The organism is Mucilaginibacter sp. GW821-FHT07G05 (assembly GCF_059418565.1).
In genome coordinates this window covers 287,513-311,659 of sequence record NZ_JBWKQC010000003.1, presented here as the reverse complement: position 1 = coordinate 311,659, position 24,147 = coordinate 287,513, and the positions used below count along the sequence as shown (strand labels likewise).

24 protein-coding genes and 3 tRNA genes are annotated in these 24,147 nt (G+C 42.2%); 15 read left to right on the top strand and 12 right to left on the bottom strand.

Annotated elements, in window-relative coordinates:
• Positions 1 to 26 precede the first annotated feature (26 nt).
• A tRNA-Leu gene (locus AC07NA_RS09515) sits at positions 27 to 110 on the bottom strand.
• 266 nt (positions 111 to 376) lie between these two features.
• Positions 377 to 883: a peptide-methionine (S)-S-oxide reductase gene (locus AC07NA_RS09510; RefSeq protein WP_494897360.1), complete on the bottom strand. Its 507-nt coding sequence runs from the start codon at positions 881 to 883 to the stop codon at positions 377 to 379.
• A gap of 76 nt (positions 884 to 959) precedes the next feature.
• On the opposite strand from AC07NA_RS09510, the gene AC07NA_RS09505 reads away from it, so the two are divergent.
• Positions 960 to 1,637: a dihydrofolate reductase family protein gene (locus AC07NA_RS09505; RefSeq protein ID WP_494897359.1), complete on the top strand. Its 678-nt coding sequence runs from the start codon at positions 960 to 962 to the stop codon at positions 1,635 to 1,637.
• Between the two features lie 39 nt (positions 1,638 to 1,676).
• On the opposite strand, the gene AC07NA_RS09500 is transcribed toward AC07NA_RS09505, so the two are convergent.
• Positions 1,677 to 2,474: a glycerophosphodiester phosphodiesterase family protein gene (locus AC07NA_RS09500; RefSeq protein WP_494897358.1), complete on the bottom strand. Its 798-nt coding sequence runs from the start codon at positions 2,472 to 2,474 to the stop codon at positions 1,677 to 1,679.
• Positions 2,475 to 2,756: 282 nt separating this feature from the next.
• Between AC07NA_RS09500 and AC07NA_RS09495 the strand changes: the two genes are divergently transcribed.
• On the top strand, positions 2,757 to 3,575 hold the full coding sequence (locus AC07NA_RS09495) for an alpha/beta fold hydrolase (protein ID WP_494897357.1): 819 nt from the start codon (positions 2,757 to 2,759) through the stop codon (positions 3,573 to 3,575).
• Positions 3,576 to 3,645: 70 nt separating this feature from the next.
• Here the strand turns inward: AC07NA_RS09495 and AC07NA_RS09490 are convergent, their stop codons facing one another.
• Positions 3,646 to 4,518 carry an inositol oxygenase family protein gene (locus tag AC07NA_RS09490; RefSeq protein WP_494897356.1) on the bottom strand — a complete coding sequence of 291 codons (873 nt, stop codon included), beginning with the start codon at positions 4,516 to 4,518 and terminating at the stop codon, positions 3,646 to 3,648.
• 169 nt (positions 4,519 to 4,687) lie between these two features.
• Between AC07NA_RS09490 and AC07NA_RS09485 the strand changes: the two genes are divergently transcribed.
• The 3 genes from AC07NA_RS09485 to AC07NA_RS09475 all read left to right on the top strand — a co-directional run bounded on the left by AC07NA_RS09485 (position 4,688) and on the right by AC07NA_RS09475 (position 9,348).
• Positions 4,688 to 7,084 (top strand): DUF2339 domain-containing protein, encoded by a 2,397-nt coding sequence (locus AC07NA_RS09485; RefSeq protein WP_494897355.1) that lies wholly within the window; start codon positions 4,688 to 4,690, stop codon positions 7,082 to 7,084.
• Entirely contained in the window at positions 7,062 to 8,294 is a 1,233-nt protein-coding gene (locus AC07NA_RS09480; protein WP_494897354.1) for a DUF3999 family protein, read from the top strand. Before AC07NA_RS09485 ends, AC07NA_RS09480 begins: the two co-directional genes overlap by 23 nt.
• Positions 8,295 to 8,355: 61 nt before the next feature.
• On the top strand, positions 8,356 to 9,348 hold the full coding sequence (locus tag AC07NA_RS09475; protein WP_494897353.1) for a hypothetical protein: 993 nt from the start codon (positions 8,356 to 8,358) through the stop codon (positions 9,346 to 9,348).
• A 2-nt stretch (positions 9,349 to 9,350) separates the two neighbouring features.
• Here AC07NA_RS09475 and AC07NA_RS09470 read toward each other — a convergent pair whose 3' ends face one another.
• Together AC07NA_RS09470 and AC07NA_RS09465 are read right to left on the bottom strand one after the other, a co-directional pair.
• Positions 9,351 to 9,962, bottom strand: a complete 612-nt coding sequence (locus AC07NA_RS09470) for a class I SAM-dependent methyltransferase (protein WP_494897352.1) — start codon at positions 9,960 to 9,962, stop codon at positions 9,351 to 9,353.
• A 269-nt stretch (positions 9,963 to 10,231) separates the two neighbouring features.
• Positions 10,232 to 10,762 (bottom strand): OmpA family protein, encoded by a 531-nt coding sequence (locus AC07NA_RS09465; RefSeq protein ID WP_494897351.1) that lies wholly within the window; start codon positions 10,760 to 10,762, stop codon positions 10,232 to 10,234.
• 13 nt (positions 10,763 to 10,775) lie between these two features.
• On the opposite strand from AC07NA_RS09465, the gene AC07NA_RS09460 reads away from it, so the two are divergent.
• Positions 10,776 to 11,111, top strand: coding sequence for a hypothetical protein (locus AC07NA_RS09460; RefSeq protein ID WP_494897350.1), 336 nt, complete (start codon positions 10,776 to 10,778; stop codon positions 11,109 to 11,111).
• On the opposite strand, the gene AC07NA_RS09455 is transcribed toward AC07NA_RS09460, so the two are convergent.
• Both AC07NA_RS09455 and AC07NA_RS09450 read right to left on the bottom strand, forming a co-directional pair.
• Positions 11,101 to 12,141, bottom strand: a complete 1,041-nt coding sequence (locus AC07NA_RS09455) for a DUF6807 domain-containing protein (protein WP_494897349.1) — start codon at positions 12,139 to 12,141, stop codon at positions 11,101 to 11,103. The two genes, AC07NA_RS09460 and AC07NA_RS09455, sit on opposite strands and share 11 nt — an antisense overlap.
• A 3-nt stretch (positions 12,142 to 12,144) precedes the next feature.
• Positions 12,145 to 13,500 (bottom strand): Gfo/Idh/MocA family protein, encoded by a 1,356-nt coding sequence (locus AC07NA_RS09450; protein WP_345212081.1) that lies wholly within the window; start codon positions 13,498 to 13,500, stop codon positions 12,145 to 12,147.
• Between the two features lie 252 nt (positions 13,501 to 13,752).
• On the opposite strand from AC07NA_RS09450, the gene AC07NA_RS09445 reads away from it, so the two are divergent.
• A complete protein-coding gene (locus AC07NA_RS09445) occupies positions 13,753 to 13,941 on the top strand; it encodes a hypothetical protein (RefSeq protein ID WP_494897348.1) in 189 nt (62 codons plus the stop codon).
• Between the two features lie 1,073 nt (positions 13,942 to 15,014).
• Positions 15,015 to 15,530, top strand: coding sequence for a hypothetical protein (locus tag AC07NA_RS09440; protein WP_494897347.1), 516 nt, complete (start codon positions 15,015 to 15,017; stop codon positions 15,528 to 15,530).
• A gap of 93 nt (positions 15,531 to 15,623) precedes the next feature.
• On the opposite strand, the gene AC07NA_RS09435 is transcribed toward AC07NA_RS09440, so the two are convergent.
• Together AC07NA_RS09435 and AC07NA_RS09430 are read right to left on the bottom strand one after the other, a co-directional pair.
• Complete coding sequence (locus AC07NA_RS09435; RefSeq protein WP_494897346.1) at positions 15,624 to 16,433, bottom strand: hypothetical protein; 810 nt, start codon at positions 16,431 to 16,433, stop codon at positions 15,624 to 15,626.
• A gap of 197 nt (positions 16,434 to 16,630) precedes the next feature.
• Positions 16,631 to 16,714, bottom strand: a tRNA-Leu gene (locus tag AC07NA_RS09430).
• 157 nt (positions 16,715 to 16,871) lie between these two features.
• Between AC07NA_RS09430 and AC07NA_RS09425 the strand changes: the two genes are divergently transcribed.
• From AC07NA_RS09425 to AC07NA_RS09415, 3 genes are all read left to right on the top strand, one after another.
• On the top strand, positions 16,872 to 17,873 hold the full coding sequence (locus AC07NA_RS09425) for a WD40/YVTN/BNR-like repeat-containing protein (protein ID WP_494897345.1): 1,002 nt from the start codon (positions 16,872 to 16,874) through the stop codon (positions 17,871 to 17,873).
• A 128-nt stretch (positions 17,874 to 18,001) separates the two neighbouring features.
• Positions 18,002 to 18,074 (top strand) — tRNA-Lys (locus AC07NA_RS09420).
• Between the two features lie 239 nt (positions 18,075 to 18,313).
• Entirely contained in the window at positions 18,314 to 19,447 is a 1,134-nt protein-coding gene (locus AC07NA_RS09415; RefSeq protein WP_494897344.1) for an AbiH family protein, read from the top strand.
• A 141-nt stretch (positions 19,448 to 19,588) separates the two neighbouring features.
• On the opposite strand, the gene AC07NA_RS09410 is transcribed toward AC07NA_RS09415, so the two are convergent.
• On the bottom strand, positions 19,589 to 20,221 hold the full coding sequence (locus tag AC07NA_RS09410; RefSeq protein ID WP_494897343.1) for a TetR/AcrR family transcriptional regulator: 633 nt from the start codon (positions 20,219 to 20,221) through the stop codon (positions 19,589 to 19,591).
• 47 nt (positions 20,222 to 20,268) lie between these two features.
• Here AC07NA_RS09410 and AC07NA_RS09405 point away from each other — a divergent pair, with 47 nt between their 5' ends.
• The 3 genes from AC07NA_RS09405 (at position 20,269) to AC07NA_RS09395 (ending at position 22,164) form a co-directional block, all read left to right on the top strand.
• Complete coding sequence (locus AC07NA_RS09405; RefSeq protein ID WP_494897342.1) at positions 20,269 to 20,835, top strand: cupin domain-containing protein; 567 nt, start codon at positions 20,269 to 20,271, stop codon at positions 20,833 to 20,835.
• A 145-nt stretch (positions 20,836 to 20,980) separates the two neighbouring features.
• Entirely contained in the window at positions 20,981 to 21,271 is a 291-nt protein-coding gene (locus AC07NA_RS09400) for a hypothetical protein (RefSeq protein WP_494897341.1), read from the top strand.
• A gap of 65 nt (positions 21,272 to 21,336) precedes the next feature.
• Positions 21,337 to 22,164 (top strand): MBL fold metallo-hydrolase, encoded by an 828-nt coding sequence (locus AC07NA_RS09395; protein WP_494897340.1) that lies wholly within the window; start codon positions 21,337 to 21,339, stop codon positions 22,162 to 22,164.
• 1 nt (position 22,165) lies between these two features.
• Here AC07NA_RS09395 and AC07NA_RS09390 read toward each other — a convergent pair whose 3' ends face one another.
• Complete coding sequence (locus AC07NA_RS09390) at positions 22,166 to 23,062, bottom strand: magnesium transporter CorA family protein (protein WP_345212090.1); 897 nt, start codon at positions 23,060 to 23,062, stop codon at positions 22,166 to 22,168.
• A gap of 209 nt (positions 23,063 to 23,271) precedes the next feature.
• Between AC07NA_RS09390 and AC07NA_RS09385 the strand changes: the two genes are divergently transcribed.
• Positions 23,272 to 24,129 (top strand): phosphatidylinositol-specific phospholipase C/glycerophosphodiester phosphodiesterase family protein, encoded by an 858-nt coding sequence (locus tag AC07NA_RS09385; RefSeq protein WP_345212091.1) that lies wholly within the window; start codon positions 23,272 to 23,274, stop codon positions 24,127 to 24,129.
• The last annotated feature ends 18 nt before the right edge of the window (positions 24,130 to 24,147 follow it).

The window sequence follows — 24,147 nt, the reverse complement described above, 5'->3', positions numbered from 1 at the left end:
AAGAAATTATTACTGAAAATTTTGAGTGCCCGGAACGAGATTCGAACTCGTACATCCTTACGAATGCCACCCCCTCAAGATGGTGCGTCTACCAATTTCGCCACCCGGGCCTCTGATTATTTCGCTGCAAAAATAGATGATTTTTTGATACACGGAAATCACATCGCTACTTTTTAAAATTACCATAGTAAATTTCGTACTATTTAGAAAATGCCCGGCTGCGTTAATGCGACCGGGCATTTTTTTATCATGTTATCATTTACCTCTTTAGCTGGCCGTTATTAACTTCTCTTTTTTTAATACAAACCGAACAGCAAAGTAATATTTACATATACCTTCTTTACTTATCATTATAGATATCGCCAATTTTAGCGGATTATAGTGTTGTCTTATTAAGCTTATCTCTATCAACTTCGTTACTAAAGCGATTTAATAACAATCTTAATTTTGGATTGATCACGTTTTCACAAAATGGCTTTTCAGGATTGCTGTAATAATAATTCAAGTAGTTTGCGGTATTCCCTTTAAATTCCCGGAAAGGCAGTACTTCAGTAATAACCTGCTGTACAAATTCCGGCTGTAATGCTGTTATTGCATCTCTTGCCGTTACTTCCTGCTGCCGGTTGAAAGTATAAATGGCAGATCTGTATTTTGAACGCATACTATGGTTCGATGTACAGCTATGCGTATGTAAATGTACCTCGATAAGTGTTTGTAAAGAAATAATTTCCGGATTAAAAGTTACTATAACCGCTTCTGAAAAAGCTGTGGCTTCGCCATCCGTGGCAATCCACCCTTGCTCTACCTGTGTCACTCCCTTTAGCGACATAAATATAGCTTCCGTACACCAATGGCAACTCCCGCCAAAACCTACCTTATCCATTATTTAAATCATCAATAACCAAACCAATAAACAACAACGCGTTTAATGAGTTTATAGCTTTATAAAACCTGCAAAAATGACAAACAAGCCCTACATTATCTGCCACATGATGAGCTCGGTGGATGGCAAAATTTTAACCGGCAACTGGAAGAAAACTACAATTGCCAAACGCACCGGAAAATTATATGAAACCATTCATCAAACTTTTGACAGCCAGGCATGGATGTGCGGTCGTGTTACTATGGAACGGGATTTTGCCGACGGTTTGTATACCCATAAAGGCAGCAAGGCAAAACAGTTTGACGATCATATCGCTAATAGTGATGCACCTTCCTTTGCCATTGCTATTGATGCTTCGGGTAAACTGGCGTGGAAAGAAAACAATATCGATGGCGACCCCCTAATAGAGGTACTAACCGAAAACGTATCTCAAGATTATCTGGATTACCTGAAAAACTTGGGCATCTCCTACTTGTTCGCAGGGAAAAAAGAGATTGACCTTAAGCTTGCGTTTGAAAAAATAGCCAGGAACTTCCCAATTAAAACACTAATGCTGGAAGGCGGCGGACATTTAAACGGCGCTATGATGAAGGCCGGACTAATCGATGAAGTAAGCATCCTGCTTTTACCACTTGCCGATTGCAGTACATCAACTACCGTTTTTGAAACCGGAGTAGCTACAGATATGAAATTAACTCATTTTGAAAAATTAGCCGATGATGTACTTTGGTTAAAATACAAACCCATAGTGTAAACAATACGGTTAATTAAGTAGCGACTAAGCCGCAGAGCATTATTTAAACAGAGGTTCAAAAACACTGTCTATCTGAAAATAATTAACACCGGCATTTTTCAGCTTAACAGCTTGTTGTTGGGCTTCATGTGAAACATCGGCAGATTTGTATGCCCAGGCATTGATTACTCCCATCGCTATTATATTATTTTTACGGGCCCAGTCAACATCATCCTTAGAGATAGTATCTGAAAAAAGGTAATAATTTGAAGATTGATAACCCGACTTAAGTATATTATCTTCAAGCTGTTTGCGGGTGCAACTGAGTTTTATTTTACCTGTGAAAAAATCGGTAGATTCATCAGTACCAATCATCATTGCCGACTTATATGCATTGTATTTTTTTAACAGGGTAATTAGCCTTGCAAACATAGCGGTATCATTACCGCTTATTTTGTTATCTATCATTATACCCAGCTTGCCTTTGCTAAGCTTTAAAATAGATTCAAACTTTTGCACTTTATAACCCTGCTTGTTCTTTAGTTGGCTAATTTGTTTCCAGGTCATGGATGAAACGGCCGAATCAATACCAAAAGATCGCTTAAAGGTATTATCATGATGGGTGATAAAAACGCTGTCTTTGGTTAAACGCAAATCAGTTTCAATCATCCAGTAACCTTGTTTAATGGCGGCCTGCAATGCCTCGGTACTATTCTCGCCGGCTGTGCTGTCTACTACCCCACCGCGGTGCGCTATTAAACGATAGTTACCCGTTCTTTTAACCTGTTGACCAAATGTTACTTGCTGTGCAAATACAAGTATCAGCGTTAGTATTATGAGTTTGTTTATTGTTTTCATATTGATTTACTTAGCAATGCGTTTCCATACAAAAATATCATTTCCATGTAAAGCGGATGTTACCACTATGCCGGTCGTAAAATGACGATATTAAGTAAGTCAGTAAAACAACATAAATTTACAACAATCTAATTTACAACAATTTAAATACTGGCATGTTATTAGTAAACTACAGTTCGTCTGCCAATGGAGATGATCTGTAAGCAAGTTCAGATCATCTGTTTGGCGGGCATAATAAAAGCGTTAAAACATTTAAAAAGAAACAACTAAATCAACACCAACATGAAATTTACAGTAAAAGACGGCACCGAAATTTATTACAAAGACTGGGGTACAGGTCAACCTTTAGTGTTCCATCACGGATGGCCATTATCAAGCGATGACTGGGACGCCCAAATGATGTTCTTTCTTGAAAAAGGTTACAGGGTAATAGCCCACGACCGCAGAGGCCATGGCAGATCAACGCAAACTTCATCCGGCCATGATATGGAAACCTATATTGCCGATGCAGCTGAACTTTATGATTTTCTGGATTTGAAAGATGCCATACATATTGGCCACTCAACCGGCGGCGGCGAGGTTATCAGTTACGTTGCAAGATATGGTAAAGGCAAGGTTGCCAAAGCGGTGCTTATAAGCGCGGTTACACCACTTATGGTTCAAACTGAAAACAACCCTGATGGTGTACCAATGGCAATATTTGACGAAATACGCCAGGGAACCGCATTTAACAGGCCACAGTATTTTCAGGATTTCACTATCCCTTTCTACGGTTATAACCGTGAGGGTGCAAAAATATCACAGGGTGTAAGAGACAATTGGTGGCGTCAGGGCATGATGGGCGGCGTTAAAGCTCATCACGATGGTATCAAAGCTTTCTCTGAAACAGATTTTACTGAAGATTTGAAAAGTGTAGATATCCCGGTATTAGTATTACATGGCGAAGACGACCAAATTGTTCCGTTCCCTATTTCGGGTGCTAAAGCTGTAAAACTGTTAAAAGATGGAAAGCTGATTTCTTACCCGGGTTTTCCTCACGGAATGCCTACTACCGAGGCGGCTACTATCAATTCTGATATATTAGCTTTTGTACAGGCCTAACCTGCAAGCTTCTTGTTAATAAAAAAGGGTACCTCTAAACCGGGGTACCCTTTTTATTTTATCTATTGCCTTATAATTTCACAGTTGCCGGCAGGTATTTCGCTATCAGATCCTCATAAAAAGGTTTCAATTCGGCTACTACCGGTGGCTTGGGGCTTTTCGAATAAAGATCGTAAGGATTAAACTTATCTACCCATTTAAACATCTCATGATCGTGCGCATTCAACAAGTGATCGTATTCGTGCTCGCGGTGTTGTGAGTAAAACGAATGATAGCGGATCATATACAAAGCCTCTTCGGGCAGGTGATCTTTGGTGATGTGGTATAAATACTCATCGTGCCCCCACGACATGTGGATGTTATCCAGTCCGCAATGTTGCGAGTAAACACCATATTTAGTATTGTATCGTTCATCATAACTATCAGGGTTATCAGCGAAAAATTCGGGGTAAACTATTTTGTTTGAAAATTTGCATCCTACCGGGAAGGTATCCCCTACAACATTCCATTGCGGTTCGCCAAACAGGCATAATACCTTGCCCAAATCGTGAATAAAGCCGGTAAGAATAAACCAATCCGGGTGACCATCGGCACGAATCGCTTCAGCGGTTTGCAGCAAATGTTGGAGTTGATCGAGAGAAATATCCGGATCGGAATCGTCTACCAGTGTATTTAAAAACTCCATGGCTTGCCACCAGGGCATTTCCTTTTTATCGAATTTTAAGAAATTGGCTTTTTTAGCCAATACGTTTTCATAGGTCTGGTATTTATGGTTGAGGCGATAAAATTCGCGCACCCCGTCAATCTCAGGGCTATCGTAATTTCTGAATTCATCTTTGCTTTTTGCCGCTGCGCCGGGCTCAGGATAGCGTTGTAATACATCATCTTCCCACTGATCTAATCCCGAAAGAGGCGACGCGTCTTCATTGCTTAAAATCTTCATACTCATTAAGTTTATTATTGGTGAATTGTAGGTTGTATAAAGTTACTAAGTATTTCATATAGTATAACCTATTGAATTGCAAAAAAAGATTTACGGGCATAAGCATTCCTACCCCCAAACGTAAAAGTTTAACAAATAACTTTATATTTATTGCCTAAACCCGTCATAAATGGAAGCAATATATGTGGTGTTTTTACTGCTGATCATCTACCTGATCGTCGCTAATAAAAGCAGCAATAATTCAAAACTGGCACAATTGGAGGCGCAGATATTGGAACTGCAACGCCTTATAAAACAAAATATAAATACGCCGGGGCCAACAGCCGAAGCACCCAAACCAGATGCAACCACAGCGGTTAAACCGCCTGAAAAGCTTGCGGAAGTTCAACCTCCAAAACCGGTTATTCCGCCGCCTGTTACCGAGAGCGATGCTAAACCACAACCTTTTCCATCAGAAATTGTAGAGCAACAAAAGCAGGTGATCACCACGCCAATGTCCGATGCACATCGCCCGGCGCGTCCCTTGCCACCATTACCGCCGCCGCGTAAACCGGCCGAGCCGCAGCTGTCGTTCTTTGAGCGCCATCCCGACCTGGAGAAATTCATCGGCGAAAACCTGATCAATAAAATAGGTATCGCCATATTGGTGCTGGCTATTGGTTTCTTTGTAAAATACGCTATTGATAACAACTGGGTTGGCCCGGCAGGGCGGGTAGGTATCGGCGTATTATGCGGCGGTATCCTGATAGGCGTAGCGCACAGGTTACGCAAATCATACGCAGCTTTCAGTTCGGTATTGGTGGGTGGCGGTTTGGCCGTTTTATACTTTACCATTACGCTGGCCTATCACCAGTTTCATTTGTTTAACCAAACCGCGTCGTTCATTATTTTAATTGTGATCACCATTTTCGCGGTGGTGCTTTCCCTGCTTTACGACAGGCAGGAACTCGCCGTGATCGCCTTGGTGGGTGGCTTGGGCAGTCCGTTTATGGTGAGCAGCGGCCAGGCTAATTACAGCGCGTTATTTATTTATATGGTGATATTAAATGCCGGTTTGCTGGTTATTGCCTATAATAAATCGTGGCGAATACTTAACGCATCGGCCTTTGGCTTAACGGTTATTGTGTTTGCAGGGGTGGTGTTTACGCTTACCAAGCCCTCTTATGGTACCGGCTTAATGTATGCCAGCATTTTGTACCTCATGTTCTTTGCCATTAATATCGCCAATAACTTAAAGGAAAACAAAAAGTTCATCGGGTCAGATTTTTCTATCCTGCTCATTAACACTGCCCTGTACTTCGCGGTAGGCCTGTACCTGCTTACCGAAATGCATTACGAGCATTATCGTGGTCTGTTTTCGGCCTTGCTGGCAATAGTGAACCTGCTGTTATCATACCTCATGTTTAAAAACAAAAAGGTTGATACCAATATACTTTACCTGTTAATAGGTATCACCCTTACGTTTATATCGCTCACCGCGCCAATACAATTGCACGGGCACAACATTACCCTGTTTTGGGCTGCCGAAGCGGTGCTATTGTACTGGCTATACCAAAAATCGACCATTAAACTCATGAAGCTTACCGCTTTCACGGTTTGGTGCCTCATGGTGATCAGCCTGCTCATGGATTTAGGTGTTATTTACGGCCGGCCGGATGTTACTATAGCCATCATTGCTAATAAAGGTTTCATTACTACTTTGGTGGCAGCCATTGGTACTTATTTGCTGTACTGGCTGGTTAAGAAAGACGAGGTGCTCGATCTGTATGGCATCAAGTTACCTGCGGAAATATTCAGGTTTGCGGCATTGGTGTTTTTGTTTTTAAGCGGATTGCTGGAGATCAATCACCAGTTTTTGAACCGTTACCCCGGCACCGCGCTTAATACGCTGTACCTGATGTTGTATGTGCCTGTATTTGTGTACATATTTGCATTGGTATCAAAAAAATATCATTTCAGGTGGGCTTTAAATACCGGGTTGATCGCGGCGGCTATTGTGGTTTATACTTTATCTACTCCCGATTTTTTTGATCTGCAATACAGTATCCTGCTTCAGCATAAATTATCGTCGGCCCATTTCGCGGCGCATTGGATAGGAGCAGTATTTATCGGTCTACTATTTTTTGAACTGACGCAGATAGCCCAAAAGTATTTTACGCCGGGCATGCAAAAAGTAGCCGCTTGGGTATTGGCCGGTTTTATCGTATTGTTCTTGAGTTTGGAAGTTAGCCTGGCCAGTAATCTCGTGTTTTATTCGGCTACTAACACCATTGAGCACATCCGTACCGTATATATTAAAACAGGGCTGCCAATACTGTGGGGACTGTTATCGTTTGCGTTGATGATGCTGGGGATGCGCCATAAAGCACGTACGTTGCGTATCATATCGCTTACTTTATTCTCGATCACGCTGCTGAAATTATTCTTGTTTGATATTCAGAACATACCGCCTGCGGGTAAAATAGCAGCATTCTTTTGCCTGGGTATTTTACTGCTCATCATTTCATTTATGTATCAAAAGGTTAAAAAAATTATTGTTGAAGATGAAGTTAAAGAGAAGGAATAAAGCGACGATACTTTTTAGCCTGTTGGCTTTGCAGGTAACCGGTGTATTTGCCCAGCAAAATTTCAGGTACAGCGCCAAAGTACAGCAGGCAGATTCGGCCGGGTTTTATAGCATCGACCTACAACCTGATATACTGGCCAAAAGCAACGGTAACCTGGCAGATATCAGGCTGATGAATGCCGATAACAAGTTTGTACCTTACATACTGGGCAGCCAGTTGCCAAAACAGGATGTTAAGAGCTACATCGCTTTCGCGCAGTTAAGCAATGCCGCCGCTAACGATTCGCTTAAAGCTTATGTGATACAAATACCGGAGCGTTTAAGCATTAACGAACTATGGCTCAAACTACGCAATACCGCTGTAAGCCGCACCGTTAATTTATTGGGTAGCGATGATCTTAAAAGCTGGTTCGCTATTGAAGAGGATGTGCCCTTGCAGGAAACCGGTTTTAGTCGGGATGGCGCTTATGAACAGGTGTTGAATTTCCCTGCAAGTACCTATAAATATATCAAGATACTGATCAACGACCGGCACAAAGCCCCGATAAACATTTTACAGGCAGGTATTTACCAACAGGAATTTGCCAAACAAATATATGTGGAGTTGCCGCCTGTGCTCGTATCGCAAAAGGATAGCGCTAAAATAAGTTACATCAGCCTGCAACTTAAAGCGTCGTACCCACTGGCTAAATTGCACCTAAACATCGGCGGAGCCAAATTTTATAAGCGGGCAATTACAGTTTATCAGTTAGCAGGCAGCAACCGCGAGTTGGTGCTTGATACAGTGATCAGTTCTGCCGGTGGGCAGGACCTGTACCTATCGGCCAAAGCTGCTAAACTGGATATAGAGATCAACAATGAGGATAACCCGCCGCTTGTGGTAAGCGGGGCAAAAGCCTATCAGTTAAGTGAAAACCTGATAGGTTATTTTGAAAAAGGGCAGCTCTATTACCTTGTATTTGGCGATGCAAAGGCATCGGCCCCAAATTACGACCTGCAAGCGTTTACTGATAGTTTGCACAGGCAGTTACCGCAACTAAAGCACGAGGCAGTCGGCAATAACCCGCTTTATAAAATTGCGAGTGTGGCCAAACCATCAGGCTTTCCGTCGTGGATTATTTGGGTGGCTATAGCAGTGGTGCTCATTGTGCTGATCACCCTCACCATAAAAATGACACAGGAAGTGAACAAAAGAAAAGCCGGCGAATAATTAATGCGGTAAAACAGATATTTTTACAGCATTAGCTGACCTTATTGCGCTATCAACATTAATGAAATATATCCCCTCTTTATTTAAACTACCAGTTCTGCTGGTGTTAATACTTATTATTCAAGGCTGCGGACCGGGTACACCCGGCAGTTGGAAAGACGCTGAAATTCCCGCCGACATGCGCCAAACATTTCATGACCTGAATAACCAATTTATGAAAGCGGCGCTGGCCAATAATACCAACGAAGCTGAAAAACTAATGACTGCCGAACTGATAGAGAGCGGCGAGAAATTAAAGAAGCTTCAAAATATTGGCTACTACCTAAAAACCAATAAATACGAAATGTTGGAAGAGTATTACGTAATAAACAAATATACTACTACCGATACCGTACTTACCAAAAACAAAACCATTAATAGCCATAACCTTGTTTACGAGGGTTCTACCGAAGAAATGTACATGGCCTACTTCGCGCCCAAAACTGGTGCAACCCGGCAGATGATCAGTTTGGTATACTGTAAGGTTAATTACGGTTGGAAGCTGATAAAAATTAGCGCCGAGCCATACATGTACAATGGTAAAACTGCCCCCGAACTTTATGAGGAAGCTAAAAAATACTTTAATAAAGGTTACCTGGTAGATGCCTACCTGCTCATGACCCTGGCCAATGCCGCGGGTAAACCCAATGATGAGTGGAAATATTTAAACAATTATGCCATGCTGAATTTTTACGGAGAAGTGGTAAAGGTAAACCGCGAAACATACAAGCTTCCGTTAATTATAGCCGGGGTGCCAACTAAACCGCGTGTGCTGCGCCTGTATACCACTACGTTACCCGAAGGTGATTTTCCTACGGTTTGCTATTTATCGCCGATAAACCTGAAAGATACTGTCGGGGTAAGGCGCGAAAATGTAAGCATCAGAAAAGTGATAGGCAATACCTTAAAAGGGATTGATAAAGATAAAAAGTATATCATTTATTCGGTATTTAACGAAGAACCCGATGGCAAAAAAATGCTGGATCATATTGAATATACCCATAGGCTGCAATAACACTATAACTTTTGCAGGCACCAGGTAGTCATGCAGCGCAGGTTTTGCACGTTGGTGGTTTTAATGGGTTCGTGCAGGTAAGCGTTTAGCTGTTTGGTGTATTTCAACAGCGTTTGTTGGTTCACCAAAAATCGTTCGGAACCATCGGGCAATAAATAGCGGCTGTTACCAAGCGGTTGAACCAATTCTTCAATACCAATATCAGAGGCCAGCCTTGCAAAGAAATAGCCGCCCTGTTTAAGTATCCGCCACATATCGCGCAGCATGGCATCAAAATGAGCTTCATTTTGAGCGAAATGGAGTACCGCGCTGCTGATCACCAAATCAAAATAACTATCCCCGAAAGGTAAGTTCTCCGCAGTTGCCACCCTGAAATTATCCGCAGGATTAGCAGGCGCCAAATTTGCCGACAAACCTTTCACCGCCGCCACCGCGTCCGCATTAGGGTCGACACCATATACCTCAAAACCATTATTTAAAAAATAAACAAGGTTACGCCCGCCACCGCAGCCTGCATCCAGTACCTTGCGACAATTGCTGTAAGTACCTTTCAGCAATTGATCGAACAGGTAGATATCAATATTGCCGAATTGCTGCTGAAGAATATTTTGCATGGTAATTTGTAGGGTTTGAAATAGATAATTATTCAAAGTTATCATCAATTAAAAAGCCCGGGTTTAAGTAGTTTAAACCCGGGCTTTTTAATTACTGATCTATCGGCTTACCTTCTTAGTTAAAGGAAGCGCTATAATTTTACTCATCCGGTCTTAGCTTCGCTCGACCACCTTCTCTGCTGCGTAAAGAAGGCTTTTGGTTTTCTTTCACTCTCTTTACGCTTGCGCAGAGCGGGGCGACCAGCGTAGCGCAGTCGGGGTGAGTTTTCTTATTGTTTTTTGATCTCTACACGGCGGTTCAACACACGGCCTTCTTCGGTTTTGTTGTCGGCAATTGGTTTGCTTTCGCCATAACCTTTAATGCTTAAGTTGGCCGCGTTTACACCTGTGTTAGCCAGGTATGTTTTAACCGCGTTCGCGCGCTCAATTGATAACGACAGGTTATGCTCCGGTGTACCTTCGGCAGATGAGTGACCATCAAGCACAAATTTAACCGACGGATCTTTTTTCATCTCGGTAGCAGCCTTATCCAAAATCGGGAACGATGCTGTTTTCAGGATACCTGAGTTAAACTCAAACTGTATGTTGCTGAAGTTATAGTCGGGTTTTGCAGGTGGCGGCGGAGGTGTTACTTTTTCAACCGGTGGCTCTGCTTTTGGTGCTTGTGCCGGGGCCGGGGCTGGTTTGGCCGGAGGCGGAGGCGTTGGCTTTTGAACTACCTTTTTTGCTTTACAAGCCGGTAGTACAGCAATAGCAAATATAATGGCGAACGGAATTGTTAATGATCTTAATAGTTTCATATTGTAATTGTTTTTGGTTAAGTTAAAACGTACTGTTGGGCTTCATATTGTAAATGCGCGGCTCTTGCAACTCAAAAGCAGGCATTACAACATTACATCTGCACCAGGTTTTCCTGCTATGCAGATGCCTTTGATGGCGCTAAAACAAACCTATCTGCCTGAATACCGGAGATTTTTGAACAAAGTTCATATTACCCGGCAAATGCCGACAAGTATTGCATTCCACGCAATACGAAGCTTAACAAATATATATTTTTACCGAGAAGGGAGAGTAAAATGTTTACCTAAAATTTGGTTTTTTACACTGGGAAATCAAATTTTAGGTAAACAAAAAGAAATTATCGCTTAGCGAAAGCGGAGGCTATATCATTCAGTTTAGCGGGGCTGATGTCCTGCTTGCCGTTGTTAATTACTACGCGGTAGCGAAAGGTAACCGATTCGCCGGGTTTAAGGCTAAGGTTCTTTGCTGACGCATTATTGGTAAATATCTTTTCGCCCAAGGGGTTAGCCGCGAACAAGCCATAGCCGCGTGCATGCCAAAAGGTGGGGTAGTTAGGGTTTTTAGGATGATCGATAATGGCGATGCTCACCGAGTCAGTCCCCATTTTGCCATATACCTTGCACCAGGCACCGCGAGTACTCCAGGCGGCATCGCCGCTTTTACCGAGGCTGGTAAGGTAGTTGCCATTGGCGGTATGTGTAGTACCTGCCTTTACTTCGGTTACTATGCCTTTATCGTCAGTGAATTTTTTATCCTCGTTGGTGGGTATTTGCAGTTCCTGCGCTAAGCGTAGGCCAAGCAAGCCGTCTTTTGCATCGGTAAAGGTAACCGGGATTACGGCTTTTAAGGTAGTAATACGATCGATAACGCGCTGCTGCTTATCACCGCTGAACTCAAAATGGGTGGTTTCTTCCAACAATACTTCCTTTTTCTGGTTGATCCAGTTGGCATGGTAACCAAGTTTCCCGGTAGTGCCGCTTGCTGTTTCCAGGATGCGGTCGGTACGGATCCAGCCGTATTTGTCCTTTTTGTCCTGCGGAATAGCGAATGAGTTGTTCCAAAAATCGAGCCCGTTCACATTTTCAAAATTGAACCACAGGCCTATATGATGTGGGTGATCGGTAGGCTCACCGGGACGCGGCGCCAGCGGGTAACCACGGGTTACAATAGTACCGTTAGCCGCATGCAGCGGGTACAATACCGGTTTTTCCAGCGTATCCGGATACAGGAAACTGGTAAAGGGTTGTCCGCCTATAGTAACGTCTACCTTATTTGAAGTGGTAGATTTAATCACTTTAACCTGCTCTTTTTGCTGTGCCTGTACGGTATAGCCCATTGTTATCGCGATAGCAAAACACCAAACTTTAGCTTTCATCATGGCTTAATATTTAAATATTTTACCGCCTGCCAGTACTTCCTGGTTCTTTTCGTCGAAAGTTGCTTTGGTGCCGGTATGCACGGCAGCATTGGTCATGATGGTGGCTATCGAATGCGAGTAACCCGCCTCAACCGGGGCATTGGGTTGCTTGCGGCTGCGTACACATTCCATCCAGTTGCGCACGTGGTTTGAGGTAAGTATATCACCACCTGTATTGGCCGATGCCACTACCTTTTCGGTACTTTTAAGGGCGATGTCGGGCAACTGGTTGGGCTGCATTTGCATAGCTGCGGCCATGTTTTTGGTTAATCCGCCGGTAGGCGATACTTTGTTGGTTACCAAATTGAGCTCGCCGCCGTTGGAGTAATATATCTCCGACGGATTATCGTCGCCATTGTGCATCCGCGAATTAAATGTTACCTGGAAACCTTTTGTAAGGTCATCCAGCGGACCGTAATCAAACGCGGCGGTAATGGTATCCCAGTTGCGGCGACCATCTTTCCACATATAAATACCGCCGTTGGCTACTACGCTGCGCGGATGTTTGAGGCCGGTAAACCAGTGCACGGTATCAATCTGGTGGCTCATCCATTGGCCGGGTAAACCCGACGAGAACGGCCAGAACAAGCGGAATTCTAAATATTTACGTACATCAAATGCCTCGTAGGGGCGGTTTAGCAGGAAACGTTTCCAATCGGTATCGGCCTCCTTTAGCTGACCAAGCAGATCGGGCCTGCGCCAGCGACCGGGTTGGTTCACGTTCCATTTCAGCTCAACCATGGTTATCGGCCCAAATTTGCCCGAACTGATAAACTCATTGGCAGCATGGTAGTTAGCCCCGCTACGGCGTTGCGAACCTATCTGCACAATTTTACCCGACTCTTTAACCGCCTTCAGTGCAGCACGGTTATCTTCCATGGTTTCGGCAAAGGGCTTTTCTACATAGGCATCGCAGCCTGCTTTTACGGCCTCAATGGCATGGCGGGCATGCTGAAAATCGGCAGTGCTGATAAATACCGCGTCTACCGTTTTGCTATCGTACAGTTCTTCGTTATTGCGGTAGGCCTTTACGTCGTTCTGCATTTTCTCTTTCCAAATGGCGGCGCCTTCTTCGCGGCGTTTGCTCCAGATGTCTGACACGCCCACTACCTCAAAATTGAGTTCTTTGTAGTGATTCATAAAACTGGGAATGTGCGAGCCTTTATGCCTGTCGGAAAAGCCGATAACGCCCACACGCACACGGTCGTTAGACCCAATGATGCGGCTATAGCTTTTGGCGCTCCAGCTGGTTTTGGCTATTAAGGTACCGGCGGCCGCTAACGATGCCTGCCTGATAAAATTACGGCGTGAGTTTTCCATTGAACGTAGGTTTATATGATGATAAGCAGATTGCTAAAACGAATATCACTCATTACCCCGAGCAATGCAAGAGGCCGGGCTTATTAATTGTGTATCAATTTTGTGAAGGAAAATACAACAAACACGCCTGTTGTATAACAAAACTGTTACTTACTTTTCAGAAAGTATTTATTGTTAGCGTTAAACCTTTTAGAAATTATCTGGTTTAATACTTCAATTATTAACCTATTAAAAACTTAATGTTATTACACCATGAAGATACTGATACTATTGGTACCTGCCGTATTGCTTTTATTTTCCGCGTATTACAGAATGAAATACCTCAGACTGATAGATACCGGAAGGATCACCGAAATACTAAGATCGCGCCAACGCTTTAACATTTGTTTAATGCTGGCCAGCATATGTATTATTTCGATAGTGTTTACCGTATTATATTAAAATCAAATAATGAAGAAAAAGCCTGATCGTTTTAAATGGTCGGGCTTTTTTTTGTTATGCCACGTTATTATAAATGTTTATAATAATATTAATACTCGTTCCTATCCTCTTTACCATCGTTATACAATGAGTATATTACTATAACAACAATTATAAAAACGACAATGCCCATGTTTAAGCAAAGCTTTCGCGCGTTGCCCGGCTATAAAACTTGGTATAGCACCGCTGGCACTTATAACGTTTTATGTTATCGGGCAAAAGTAATTTAACGATAGCACCTCTTGCAATACGATCAACATACCTGTTTTCGCAGCTTGGGCATTTGAGTTCTTTTTTAGGATCAGGGGTATCCATATTTGTGTAGTTTAAATAGCGTTGAATAATGTAACTTTTACGGATAAAATGTTTAAACAGTTATATAAAATATTCCTTTTAGGAATATTTTAATTTTAGCACTAAATGCAAGCTTGTTATTGAGAATATGATAATTAGCAATTTTTAATGTCATTATCCGACTTAAAATATCGTCAATCGTATCATCATTTTAAACAACAGGTTAATATTATCAACCATCTGAAATTTGGCAGATTACTCGCGACGATCGGTAAGTATTAAATAAACAATGGCAATGCTTAAAAACAGGATAATGAACTTCATTATTGATCCTGGTTTACGGCATGTTTACTATAGAAGGTTTTAAAGCATTTGAAACACTTATAATGCTTAACATTTGCCGACCGTATCAGCCTTACCAGTCGCGATCTCGGGATCCTTGTTATATCATGATTTTGACATCTCGGGCACACTAATTTTGTTTCTGTTTGGTTTGCAGGGGTAACAACCATTTTAAATAATAATTAAGTAGATATTTTAAATATTCCTGAAAGGAGTGCGAAACTACTTCGATTACACCTAAACAAAACTGCCATTTTACTAAACAAAACGGCCAAATAGTGGATAAAACGGCCTTTTTGGTGGGCAATACACGGAATTTTACAATTCAACGTTAATATTACCATTAACTGTGATGATATTTTTTCATAGTTTTAAACGGCTAAAAACTGTATTATATAATGACATCAAACCATAAAATTCTCCCTGTTTTAATATCGCTAATGCTGCTTGCACTGGCCGCAAAAGCGCAGGTGCATTACACTTATCTAAAATCGGCAAAGATGGTTTTCGTAACACCGGCAGGTGCCGAAGAATCGGACAATAAAGATCATGATACTAAAATCAACATCAAGATACAGGGCACCTATGGGTTTATCAGTTCAGAAACCTTATATACCGAAGACAAGGAGTTTGCTAACGATGGCTCAAAAAATGAAGTAAAACTGAACGTGCGTACATCAACGAGGCCGTTCATCCCTAAATCAGAATTCGTATCCGGCAAAATAATGTTCAAAATAATACCCGAAGGAGATGATACCTGGATCTTTAAACCCACGCTCATGCTCGAATACTCTGACGGCAGCCGCGGAAAATTTGTTTGCGATAATAATTTAAAGGTAAGTAAAGACAACCCTGTAGCTACGATGAACTGGGGCGGGCATGTGGGTGGTAAGGATGCGCAGGTAAAAGAGTAAGGGACTTAAGTGACTCTTTGTTATAAGAAATCAAGAGGCAAATCAATAAATGCCAAGTATATTACTTGGCATTTATTGTGTAAAAATATGCTGCTATAATGGGCTTATGTAAGTATTAAAGCTAAAGCTTGTGGTACTTGTTGGTTTTATTGTGCCAACAACATGGTAGTTGGTAGGTGACCCCGAATAGCTTCCTGTAGCGGAGAATGGGTATACCGCAGGACCTCCTTGATTACTAAACTGAACTACCCTTGTTATAACACCATTACGCCCATACATAGTCCAATATTTTCCGGTTGCAGGGTCGGGAATACCGCCCAGAGTAACATCAGTGTTAGGTGCATATTGTACAGGTGTAAAACTTGGATCTCTAACAACTAATGTAGATGCTACACCATGATCCCGTACAATTATCCCCTTAAAAACCCCAACTTCTCCGTAATATGATTTAATTATTGCATCCGGGTTGGGCCGGCTATATGGAATTTGCGTAGCCGGGTCAATCGCTCCGCTGATAAACTTATTCCAGGCTGTATTAAATTTTTGAAGATCGGTTGTGTAGTCTGTACTATAACTACCAACCAAATAGGAATAGGTAGCGGAAACGTATGGCCCGCCGGGTGAGTTATTATCAATAGCCAAAACAGCTTCGCCATCCAAAAAAGTTCCGGATTGAAAGTAAACATTTCCTAAGTCTACATCTCCAAAGCCGAGATGTAAAACATACCGTCCGTTTTCAAAACTTACAGCGGTTGAAGGTCCCGGATTTACAACATTTACTTTAAGCGGTTCGTTTTTTTTGGTTGCAGACACTGTTTCAACATCGGTTACTTTTACAGTGTCTTTTTTGCATCCTGCGAATATCAGGGATAGCCCCAATATTAGGAATAGATTTTTTTTCATCTTGATAAGGTTTTTGTACTTATTCGAATCAGAGAGATGAAAAGTTTCTTTGTAATTAAAATGTTACCTAAACAATAATAATCTGATTTAAAGAGCTTTCGATTTAAGTATATATCCTTTAAAAGTTATCAGCTAAATACTAATTAGTCGTAAATAAAAAAAGCCTCATTAAGAGGCTATTTTTATTTTGTGGGGCGTGCCCGAGGAGAGACTCGAACTCTCAAGAGACAATTCTCAACGGCTTCTGAGACCGCAACGTTTACCAATTTCGCCACCCGGGCTTTTCAGTTGAAATGACGCATTTTATTGTGCCTTTTCAACTAACGAGGGTGCAAATATAAAGGTTTCGGGCAAATCCGCTTAATAAATTATAAAATTCAGTTATATGATTGCAAATAAGCACGCTATAGCTAACTTAGGTACCAAATATTATACTTTATGAAGAAATATTGCTTGTTGATTGCCTGTTTTACGCTGTTCGTTTACCGGTTAAATGCTCAAACTATCCAAATTGTTGAACAAAGCAAACCGGCCAGTATCCGCGGACTTTCGGTAGTTGACGACAATGTAGCCTGGGCAAGCGGAAGCCGGGGTTACGTAGCCAAAAGCACCGATGGCGGTACAACCTGGGCATGGAAACAGGTAAAAGGCTACGAGAAGGCCGATTTTAGGGACATAGAGGCCTTTTCAGATAAGGAAGCGGTAATTATAGCATCAGGAACGCCCGCGCTTATTTTAAAGACCACAGACGGCGGCGAATCGTGGCAGTTGAAATACAACAATGCCGATACCACTTACTTTTTAGATGCCATGGATTTCAGCACCCCACAGCATGGCTGGGTACTCGGCGATCCGATAAACGGCAAATTCCTGTTGATGGAAACCAACGATGGCGGTAATACCTGGGCATCGCGCACAGACATTGCTCCTGTGGCAGCTACCGGTGAGGCGGCTTTCGCGGCAAGCGGTACCTGCCTGCGTGTGGTTAAAAACAATTTATTCATCGTTACAGGTGGTACGGTTACCCATCTCATGCAATCGGCCAATAATGGTAAGCAGTGGCAGCATCAGGATATTCCGGTGGCGCACGGTCAGGGAGCTAAGGGCGCGTTCTCGTTAGCCGTTAACGGAAAAGATATACTGATTACCGGCGGAAATTATGAAAAAGATAAGCTGACAGATTCTGTAGCCTGCTACTTTCAGAATAAAAAATGGGTGCTGCCAGCCACATATCCGGCAGGTTATCAGTCGGGAGTGGAGCATATTAAGGGCTCAACCTACCTCTCAACAGGTACCCCGGGCAGCAATATTACTACCGACGGTGGTAAAACATGGAAACAAATTGATGCCACCAGTTTCAACGTTTGCCGCAAAGCCAGGCGTGGAAACCTCGTTTTACTGGCCGGGAATGGCGGCAAGATAGGCATTTTGAAATTTTAGTTATTGGAAATGAATAGCTTAAAAAAAACTTTAGAATTATTTAAAAATAAGACTTGCACGATATAGTTTATGTCCCTATATTTGCACCACTTTAAACGGAAACGGTAACACGAAAAACTTTAAAGAATGATTCCGTAGCTCAGCTGGTAGAGCATAACACTTTTAATGTTGGGGTCCTGGGTTCGAATCCCAGCGGGATCACAAAGACCACCCAACAGGTCGAAAGATAAAAGAGCTTCTTGAAAAAGAAGCTCTTTTTGTTATAAGGTGATTTTTTATCCACTCATAATTATTCTGCTAATTCCAGATTGTCGTGGTAAACAATACTACAAGTACTGATCTTCCCTCATGTCGACATGAGAAATAAGTCGATTGTTTTCTAACATATTTGCAACAATTTCAAGTTTGAAAAGTCATAGCTTTGTTTTAAGCTTATCACAATGAATAGATTAATACTCTTAGGAAACGGGTTTGATAGGGCCCATGATCTTAAAACATCATACAATCACTTTATAGTTGATTATTTAGTCAAATCCTACACTTATGCCTATCAAAGTAAGCAGCTACATACTTATAATAACTACTCTGATCGGTTCATCACCGTATACTTTAGAGATGACCGTATAAATTTCATGGGGCGAAAATCGGTTGAAGAATATATCGATCATTTTTATTGTCAAGGACTTGAAGATATTGAGTTGTTAGAATTCCCAGCAGGCAATGGTCTGCCGGTTCATCAAAATCCATTTGAATTAACATACAACTCAAGCTTTTTTAAAAAACTAATGGCAAATTGTTCTATCGAAAAATGGGTTGACATTGAAAATCTTTTTTATAAAACGCTTGTAGAACACTTGAAAAATGATGATGGTACAGGGAGTGTAAAAGAAGAACTTTTAAATCTTACTGAGGACATGAACTATCTTACCGAGTTGTTATCTAATTATTTATTAAGACTTCCAGAGCCTAAGTACAACGATCGATACTTTGAAATATTAGACTCCGTGATTAACAAAGGTGATGTTCCGCTTGATACGCAAATTGAAGATTTAATACCGGGAAAGACGATGATTGTGAATTTCAATTACACTTCAACCATTAGCAAATATTTAGATGCTACAAGATTTCATAAAATTCATTTGAATAGCATCGAAATTAATCAAATTCATGGCGAACTAAACAACAAATTTAACCCACTTATCTTCGGATATGGTGACGAATTTGATGAAAATTATTATCGTATTTCAAAATTCAACGAATATTTAAGCCATATTAAGCTATTTGGCTATTCAGGCACTGGAAGCTATCAAAATCTAATGAGATTCATTAAGCAGCCTTATCAAGTTTACGTGTTTGGGCATTCATGTGGCATGTCGGATCGGACTATGCTTATGAAGATCTTCGATAATACCTACTGCAAATCAATTAAAGTTTTTTACCACAAGCGAGGCGATGTAAACAACCATAAGACGCTTGCAATGGATATTGCAAGGCATTTTAGTAATCCTACGCTGTTAATGGAAAAGCTTGTAAATTTATTAGATTCGAAGCCAATGCCTCAATTCGATGATTAATTTGATTTTATTCGCATTGCCCCGCCAAATTGGAAGACTCTAAATCTTATTGAAGATATTAATCAGAATAGAATCATCTATTTGCTCCGGCTGAATTCATAAACAAAAAGCGCAATTCCTTACGCCTTTCCACCTTTCAAGCTATTTCAACCCACTCAAAAATCTTGCTATATCAACCCTCCCCTTTTCCGAAGCAATGAGGTTTAACAGACCGGCCATTCGTTTCAGGTAGGTGTGTACGGCAACTTGTTCGTTAGCTATCAAGCCGTCAATGGTCGCTTCGCATATCCACAAACGGCTGGTTGCCGCTAAGGCTTCAAGCACTGGAGCCATCTCTTGGTTAGACAGCGGCAACAGGTAACCTTCATTTACCAAAGTTTCTATTTCTTGCGTAAACGATGCCCGCCTCGACGCTTGCATGGCACGGTATGTTTGCGCGAATTCAATATCCTGCTGCAACCATAATGGCAAACTGATAAAGTACGCCCGGTATTTATACTGATTAAAATACAAACGCCGGTTCATATCCATAAAACCATATAAACCGGGCGTCTTGGGTTCGTCCAATATCTCTGTGTTTGTTATGGTTAACCTGTTGGAGATCTCGCGCAGCAGGTCGTTTTTGGTAGGGAAATAATAGGTAATATTGCCGCCTTTAATTTCCAGTTCCTTGGCCAGTTCACGTACACCTACGTATTCTACCCCGTAGATATTATACATTTCTAAAGCCCTGGTAACTATTAACTCCCGGGTTGTGATTTTTTTATTTGACATTGTCAAGTTTATTTTTCTATTTTTGACAGTGTCAAAAATAGAAAAATATGCAACAAGATAAAAGTCGTGTACAATTACCATTAGAGATTGTTAACGGGCCCGATGATATAGTCACTTTTCATCGCTATTATATTGACCAACATGGGCGCGAGGCTGTAGCTGTGGAAAACAAAATACCACCTAAAGGTGGTCCGCCCATGCACGTTCATTACAGGCAGGATGAATCATTAACAGTGGTAGCAGGCACCATGGGCATCAAAGAACCCGGGAAACCCGACCGGCAAATTACCGCTGGCGAAACAGTGACCTGGAAAGCGGGCCAGCCCCACAAGTTTTGGAACGCGGGGAATGATATACTGCATTGTACGGGCTGGGTTGCACCGGTTGATAGCTTTATATTCCTACTATCGGAGATACATAAAGCGGTTAATGCGGGCAATGGTAAACCAAGTATGTTTGATATCGCTTTTCTGATGCGCAGATATAAATCGGAGTTTTACATGTTAGAGATCCCCGCTTTTATACAAGCAACATTTTTCCCGGTACTGGTATTCATCGGCAAATTACTGGGCAAATACAAAAAATACGCGAACGCGCCCGAACCTGCGCGTTAACACCCCATGCTAAAAACACTTTTAAGATCATAACACCGGCTTACCTTATATACTGTACATCTGTAAATCAAAAAACAATCTCTACTATCCACTGTATTTATAAACAGTACATTATCAAGTTAAACTCATACTAACCCTTGTACTTATGATTTTTGAAGAATTAAAAACCACTATAAAAGGGCCAAAAGGTTTTAAAAGAGTGATCCATATAAAGGCGCAGCAGGAAGTAGCCGAGGAGTACCGTCCGGATGATAAACCGCATGTTTTTAAGCTGCACGATGTACAGCCCGGTCTGAACGGTGAACCTGTATTTGTAGGCGTTATGGCTTTCGACGAGTCAATATCCGAGTGGACCTATACCGGCGCCGAACTTAAAAAGGAGGTTGAGCAGCAAATTGCCGATGCCATTAAAAGCAATTGCACAGCGAGCGACTAAGCGGAATATTTAATGCTAAAAATTTGTGCAATCATGTTAAATAATCGTTTATTTTTGCATGAAGCATGTTATTTATCACCTCATTAAATTCGGGCAGCAACGGCAACTGTTACTACATTGGTAATCAGCAAGAAGCTGTATTGATTGATGTGGGCATATCCTGCCGCGAGGTTGAAAAACGTATGGCCCGGCTTGGCCTGAGCATGGGTAAAGTAAAGGCCATCTTTATTTCGCACGAGCATTCCGACCATATCAGCGGGGTAACCGTGCTCTCCAAAAAACATAGACTCCCGGTTTATATCACCGGCAAAACCTGTTTACATGGCGGCCTTCGACTTGATGAGGAACTGACACGCTCTTTTAACGGGCACGAAAAGGTTTACATTGGCAACCTGTGTGTTACCGCTTTCCCTAAAGAACACGATGCCGCCGAACCGCATAGTTTTATTGTGAGCGAAGGAGACGTTACGGTAGGCATATTTACCGATCTGGGCATTCCATGCGAAAACCTGATCCGCTACTTTAAGCAATGTCATGCCGCTTTTCTGGAGGCGAATTACGATGAGCAAATGCTGGCCAATGGCCGCTATCCGTATTTTTTGAAGCGACGTATCACAGGCGGCAAAGGTCACCTTTCCAACAGCCAGGCGCTGCGCTTACTGCTCGATCATAAGCCCGCCTTTATGAGCCACCTGTTGCTGGCTCACCTTTCGAAAGATAATAACTGTCCCGACCTGGTACGCGAGCTGTTTACCCAGCATGCAGGGAATACCCACGTAGTAGTAGCCTCACGATACGAAGAAACTGCCGTATACACCGTGAGCAGCGGAGCCGCTGTTAACCAGGCGCCGCAATACCTTTCGCCATTGGCAATGCAAACCTCCCTGTTTTAATTTACAGCCAGCCCTTTCGCCGGAACCAAAAGTAAATAGCTATGGTAATAACCGCCATCAGCGCCAGCACGGCCGGGTAGCCGAGGTGATGATGCAGCTCGGGCATAAACTCGAAATTCATACCATATATACCTACTATAAAAGTAAGCGGCATAAAAAACACCGAGAACACGGTGAGGATGCGCACAGTTTCGTTAGTGCGCTGCGATGATACGTTGAAATAGATATTGAGCAGGTGGTTGGTATTTTCAGATAACGCGTCGAAAATGTTTTGCATGCGCACATACAGGTCGCGGGTATCGCGGGTGTTTACGTCGCCTTTTTCGGCATCAATATTATCCACAATATCATACGATAATATCAGCATCCGGCGAAGCAGGTCTGTTTTGCGTTTCAAAAAGTACAAACCTTTCAGCAGCGGCACATTTCTTTTCTTCAGGAAGATCTGGTCTTCGTAGTATTCCAGTCCGCGCAGCAATTCGTTCGATGGTATATCGTAGGTAGTGAGGCAGCCTTTAACAATATTATTAAGCAGGTGAAAAGAGCTGGTGCATTTCCCTTTCGCTACATCTTCGGCAAGGCCGTCTAAAAACTTATGTGCCTTGCGATGGATGGTCACCACAAAATCTTCCGAGTAAAATATGGCTACCTTGTGGGTAAGCTGTTGTACGGTATCGGCCTCCCTTATCTTGGCTTCGGTATGGATCCTGAAAATGATGAAAACATAGGTTTCCATACTCTCGTACTTAGGCAAATGGTCTGATTGTAAACTATCCTCCAGCAATGCTTCGTGCAGATGGTATTTTTTGGCCGTATCGTGTATCTCGTCGTGCTGCGGATCGGTAATGTCCACCCAATCAAACCCATTGGCCTTTTTGGTAGCAAATTGTTTAAGCATATTGCAAGTTATCCAAATTACAACAGTTTACTAATAAATATGTTCGTAGCTTTTAAACAAGCAAAGCCAATGTTAACCCCATGCAAATACAAGTATTACTTATCAATTACTTAACAAACGGCATTGAAAATTAGCCTGTTATTTAACTTAGATTTTAAAATTTAAACATAGGCTATGGATACATTTGAGTAAAGAAATTTGAATTTAATATGCGAACGGCAAGCTTAAATGTAAAATTCCTCCGAACGGCAATCCTGCTGATACTGATATCTCTTCGGCTACCTTGCTACCCCCAAAACATTCCCCTCCCCAACGCATTTGCACACAACGATTACTGGCACAAACATCCGCTTCGCGACGCGCTCGACAATGGGTATACGCATATAGAAGCTGATATTTTCCTGCGTGGGGGTAAGCTGGTGGTCGCGCATTTCTTTCCGTTCTTTAAAAAGAACCGCACGCTCGAAAAACTGTACCTGGAACCCTTGTTTGAGCAGGTGCAAAAAAACGGGCAGGTATTTGACGGCTATAACACGCCTATCACCCTGATGATCGATATTAAATCGGGAGCGGAATCAACCTACAAAGCCTTAAAAGCAGTGCTCGAAAAATATCGTCCTATGTTATCCAGTTATGAGAACGGGCATGTACGCTACGGGCTGGTCACCATTGTGCTATCGGGGCATAAGCCTTATCAAATGGTGAAAAGCGAAAACAGCCGACTGGTGTTTATTGATGAAGATCTCCGCAAAATTGGCCGCGACTCATCACTGATGGATGTATACCCGATGGCCAGCTGCAAATACACCTCCATACTTAACTGGAAAGGCAAGGGAGTACTGCCTGCTGTAGAAAAAGACCGCCTGTGCAAACTCATCAATACCGCGCATAGCATGGGTAAAAAGGTGAGGCTGTGGGCTTCGCCCGAAAACAAGGTAGTTTGGGAAGAACTGCTGAACTGCGGCGTAGACCTTATCAATACCGATCAGCTGGTTACCCTCAAAAACTTTCTGAACACCAGCTTTGCCAATAGCAAACTTGCCGAAAGGAAACAATTAAGCCGGTAAAACCTATCCAATAAATCA

Excerpts from the sequence above, each read along its gene's own strand:
- AC07NA_RS09510 (WP_494897360.1), bottom strand. The coding sequence starts at position 883 with ATGGATAAGGTAGGTTTTGGCGGGAGTTGCCATTGGTGTACGGAAGCT.
- AC07NA_RS09505 (WP_494897359.1), top strand. The coding sequence starts at position 960 with ATGACAAACAAGCCCTACATTATCTGCCACATGATGAGCTCGGTGGAT.
- AC07NA_RS09500 (WP_494897358.1), bottom strand. The coding sequence starts at position 2,474 with ATGAAAACAATAAACAAACTCATAATACTAACGCTGATACTTGTATTT.
- AC07NA_RS09495 (WP_494897357.1), top strand. The coding sequence starts at position 2,757 with ATGAAATTTACAGTAAAAGACGGCACCGAAATTTATTACAAAGACTGG.
- AC07NA_RS09490 (WP_494897356.1), bottom strand. The coding sequence starts at position 4,518 with ATGAAGATTTTAAGCAATGAAGACGCGTCGCCTCTTTCGGGATTAGAT.
- AC07NA_RS09485 (WP_494897355.1), top strand. The coding sequence starts at position 4,688 with ATGGAAGCAATATATGTGGTGTTTTTACTGCTGATCATCTACCTGATC.
- AC07NA_RS09480 (WP_494897354.1), top strand. The coding sequence starts at position 7,062 with ATGAAGTTAAAGAGAAGGAATAAAGCGACGATACTTTTTAGCCTGTTG.
- AC07NA_RS09475 (WP_494897353.1), top strand. The coding sequence starts at position 8,356 with ATGAAATATATCCCCTCTTTATTTAAACTACCAGTTCTGCTGGTGTTA.
- AC07NA_RS09470 (WP_494897352.1), bottom strand. The coding sequence starts at position 9,962 with ATGCAAAATATTCTTCAGCAGCAATTCGGCAATATTGATATCTACCTG.
- AC07NA_RS09465 (WP_494897351.1), bottom strand. The coding sequence starts at position 10,762 with ATGAAACTATTAAGATCATTAACAATTCCGTTCGCCATTATATTTGCT.
- AC07NA_RS09455 (WP_494897349.1), bottom strand. The coding sequence starts at position 12,141 with ATGATGAAAGCTAAAGTTTGGTGTTTTGCTATCGCGATAACAATGGGC.
- AC07NA_RS09450 (WP_345212081.1), bottom strand. The coding sequence starts at position 13,500 with ATGGAAAACTCACGCCGTAATTTTATCAGGCAGGCATCGTTAGCGGCC.
- AC07NA_RS09445 (WP_494897348.1), top strand. The coding sequence starts at position 13,753 with ATGAAGATACTGATACTATTGGTACCTGCCGTATTGCTTTTATTTTCC.
- AC07NA_RS09440 (WP_494897347.1), top strand. The coding sequence starts at position 15,015 with ATGACATCAAACCATAAAATTCTCCCTGTTTTAATATCGCTAATGCTG.
- AC07NA_RS09435 (WP_494897346.1), bottom strand. The coding sequence starts at position 16,433 with ATGAAAAAAAATCTATTCCTAATATTGGGGCTATCCCTGATATTCGCA.
- AC07NA_RS09425 (WP_494897345.1), top strand. The coding sequence starts at position 16,872 with ATGAAGAAATATTGCTTGTTGATTGCCTGTTTTACGCTGTTCGTTTAC.
- AC07NA_RS09415 (WP_494897344.1), top strand. The coding sequence starts at position 18,314 with ATGAATAGATTAATACTCTTAGGAAACGGGTTTGATAGGGCCCATGAT.
- AC07NA_RS09410 (WP_494897343.1), bottom strand. The coding sequence starts at position 20,221 with ATGTCAAATAAAAAAATCACAACCCGGGAGTTAATAGTTACCAGGGCT.
- AC07NA_RS09405 (WP_494897342.1), top strand. The coding sequence starts at position 20,269 with ATGCAACAAGATAAAAGTCGTGTACAATTACCATTAGAGATTGTTAAC.
- AC07NA_RS09400 (WP_494897341.1), top strand. The coding sequence starts at position 20,981 with ATGATTTTTGAAGAATTAAAAACCACTATAAAAGGGCCAAAAGGTTTT.
- AC07NA_RS09395 (WP_494897340.1), top strand. The coding sequence starts at position 21,337 with ATGTTATTTATCACCTCATTAAATTCGGGCAGCAACGGCAACTGTTAC.
- AC07NA_RS09390 (WP_345212090.1), bottom strand. The coding sequence starts at position 23,062 with ATGCTTAAACAATTTGCTACCAAAAAGGCCAATGGGTTTGATTGGGTG.
- AC07NA_RS09385 (WP_345212091.1), top strand. The coding sequence starts at position 23,272 with ATGCGAACGGCAAGCTTAAATGTAAAATTCCTCCGAACGGCAATCCTG.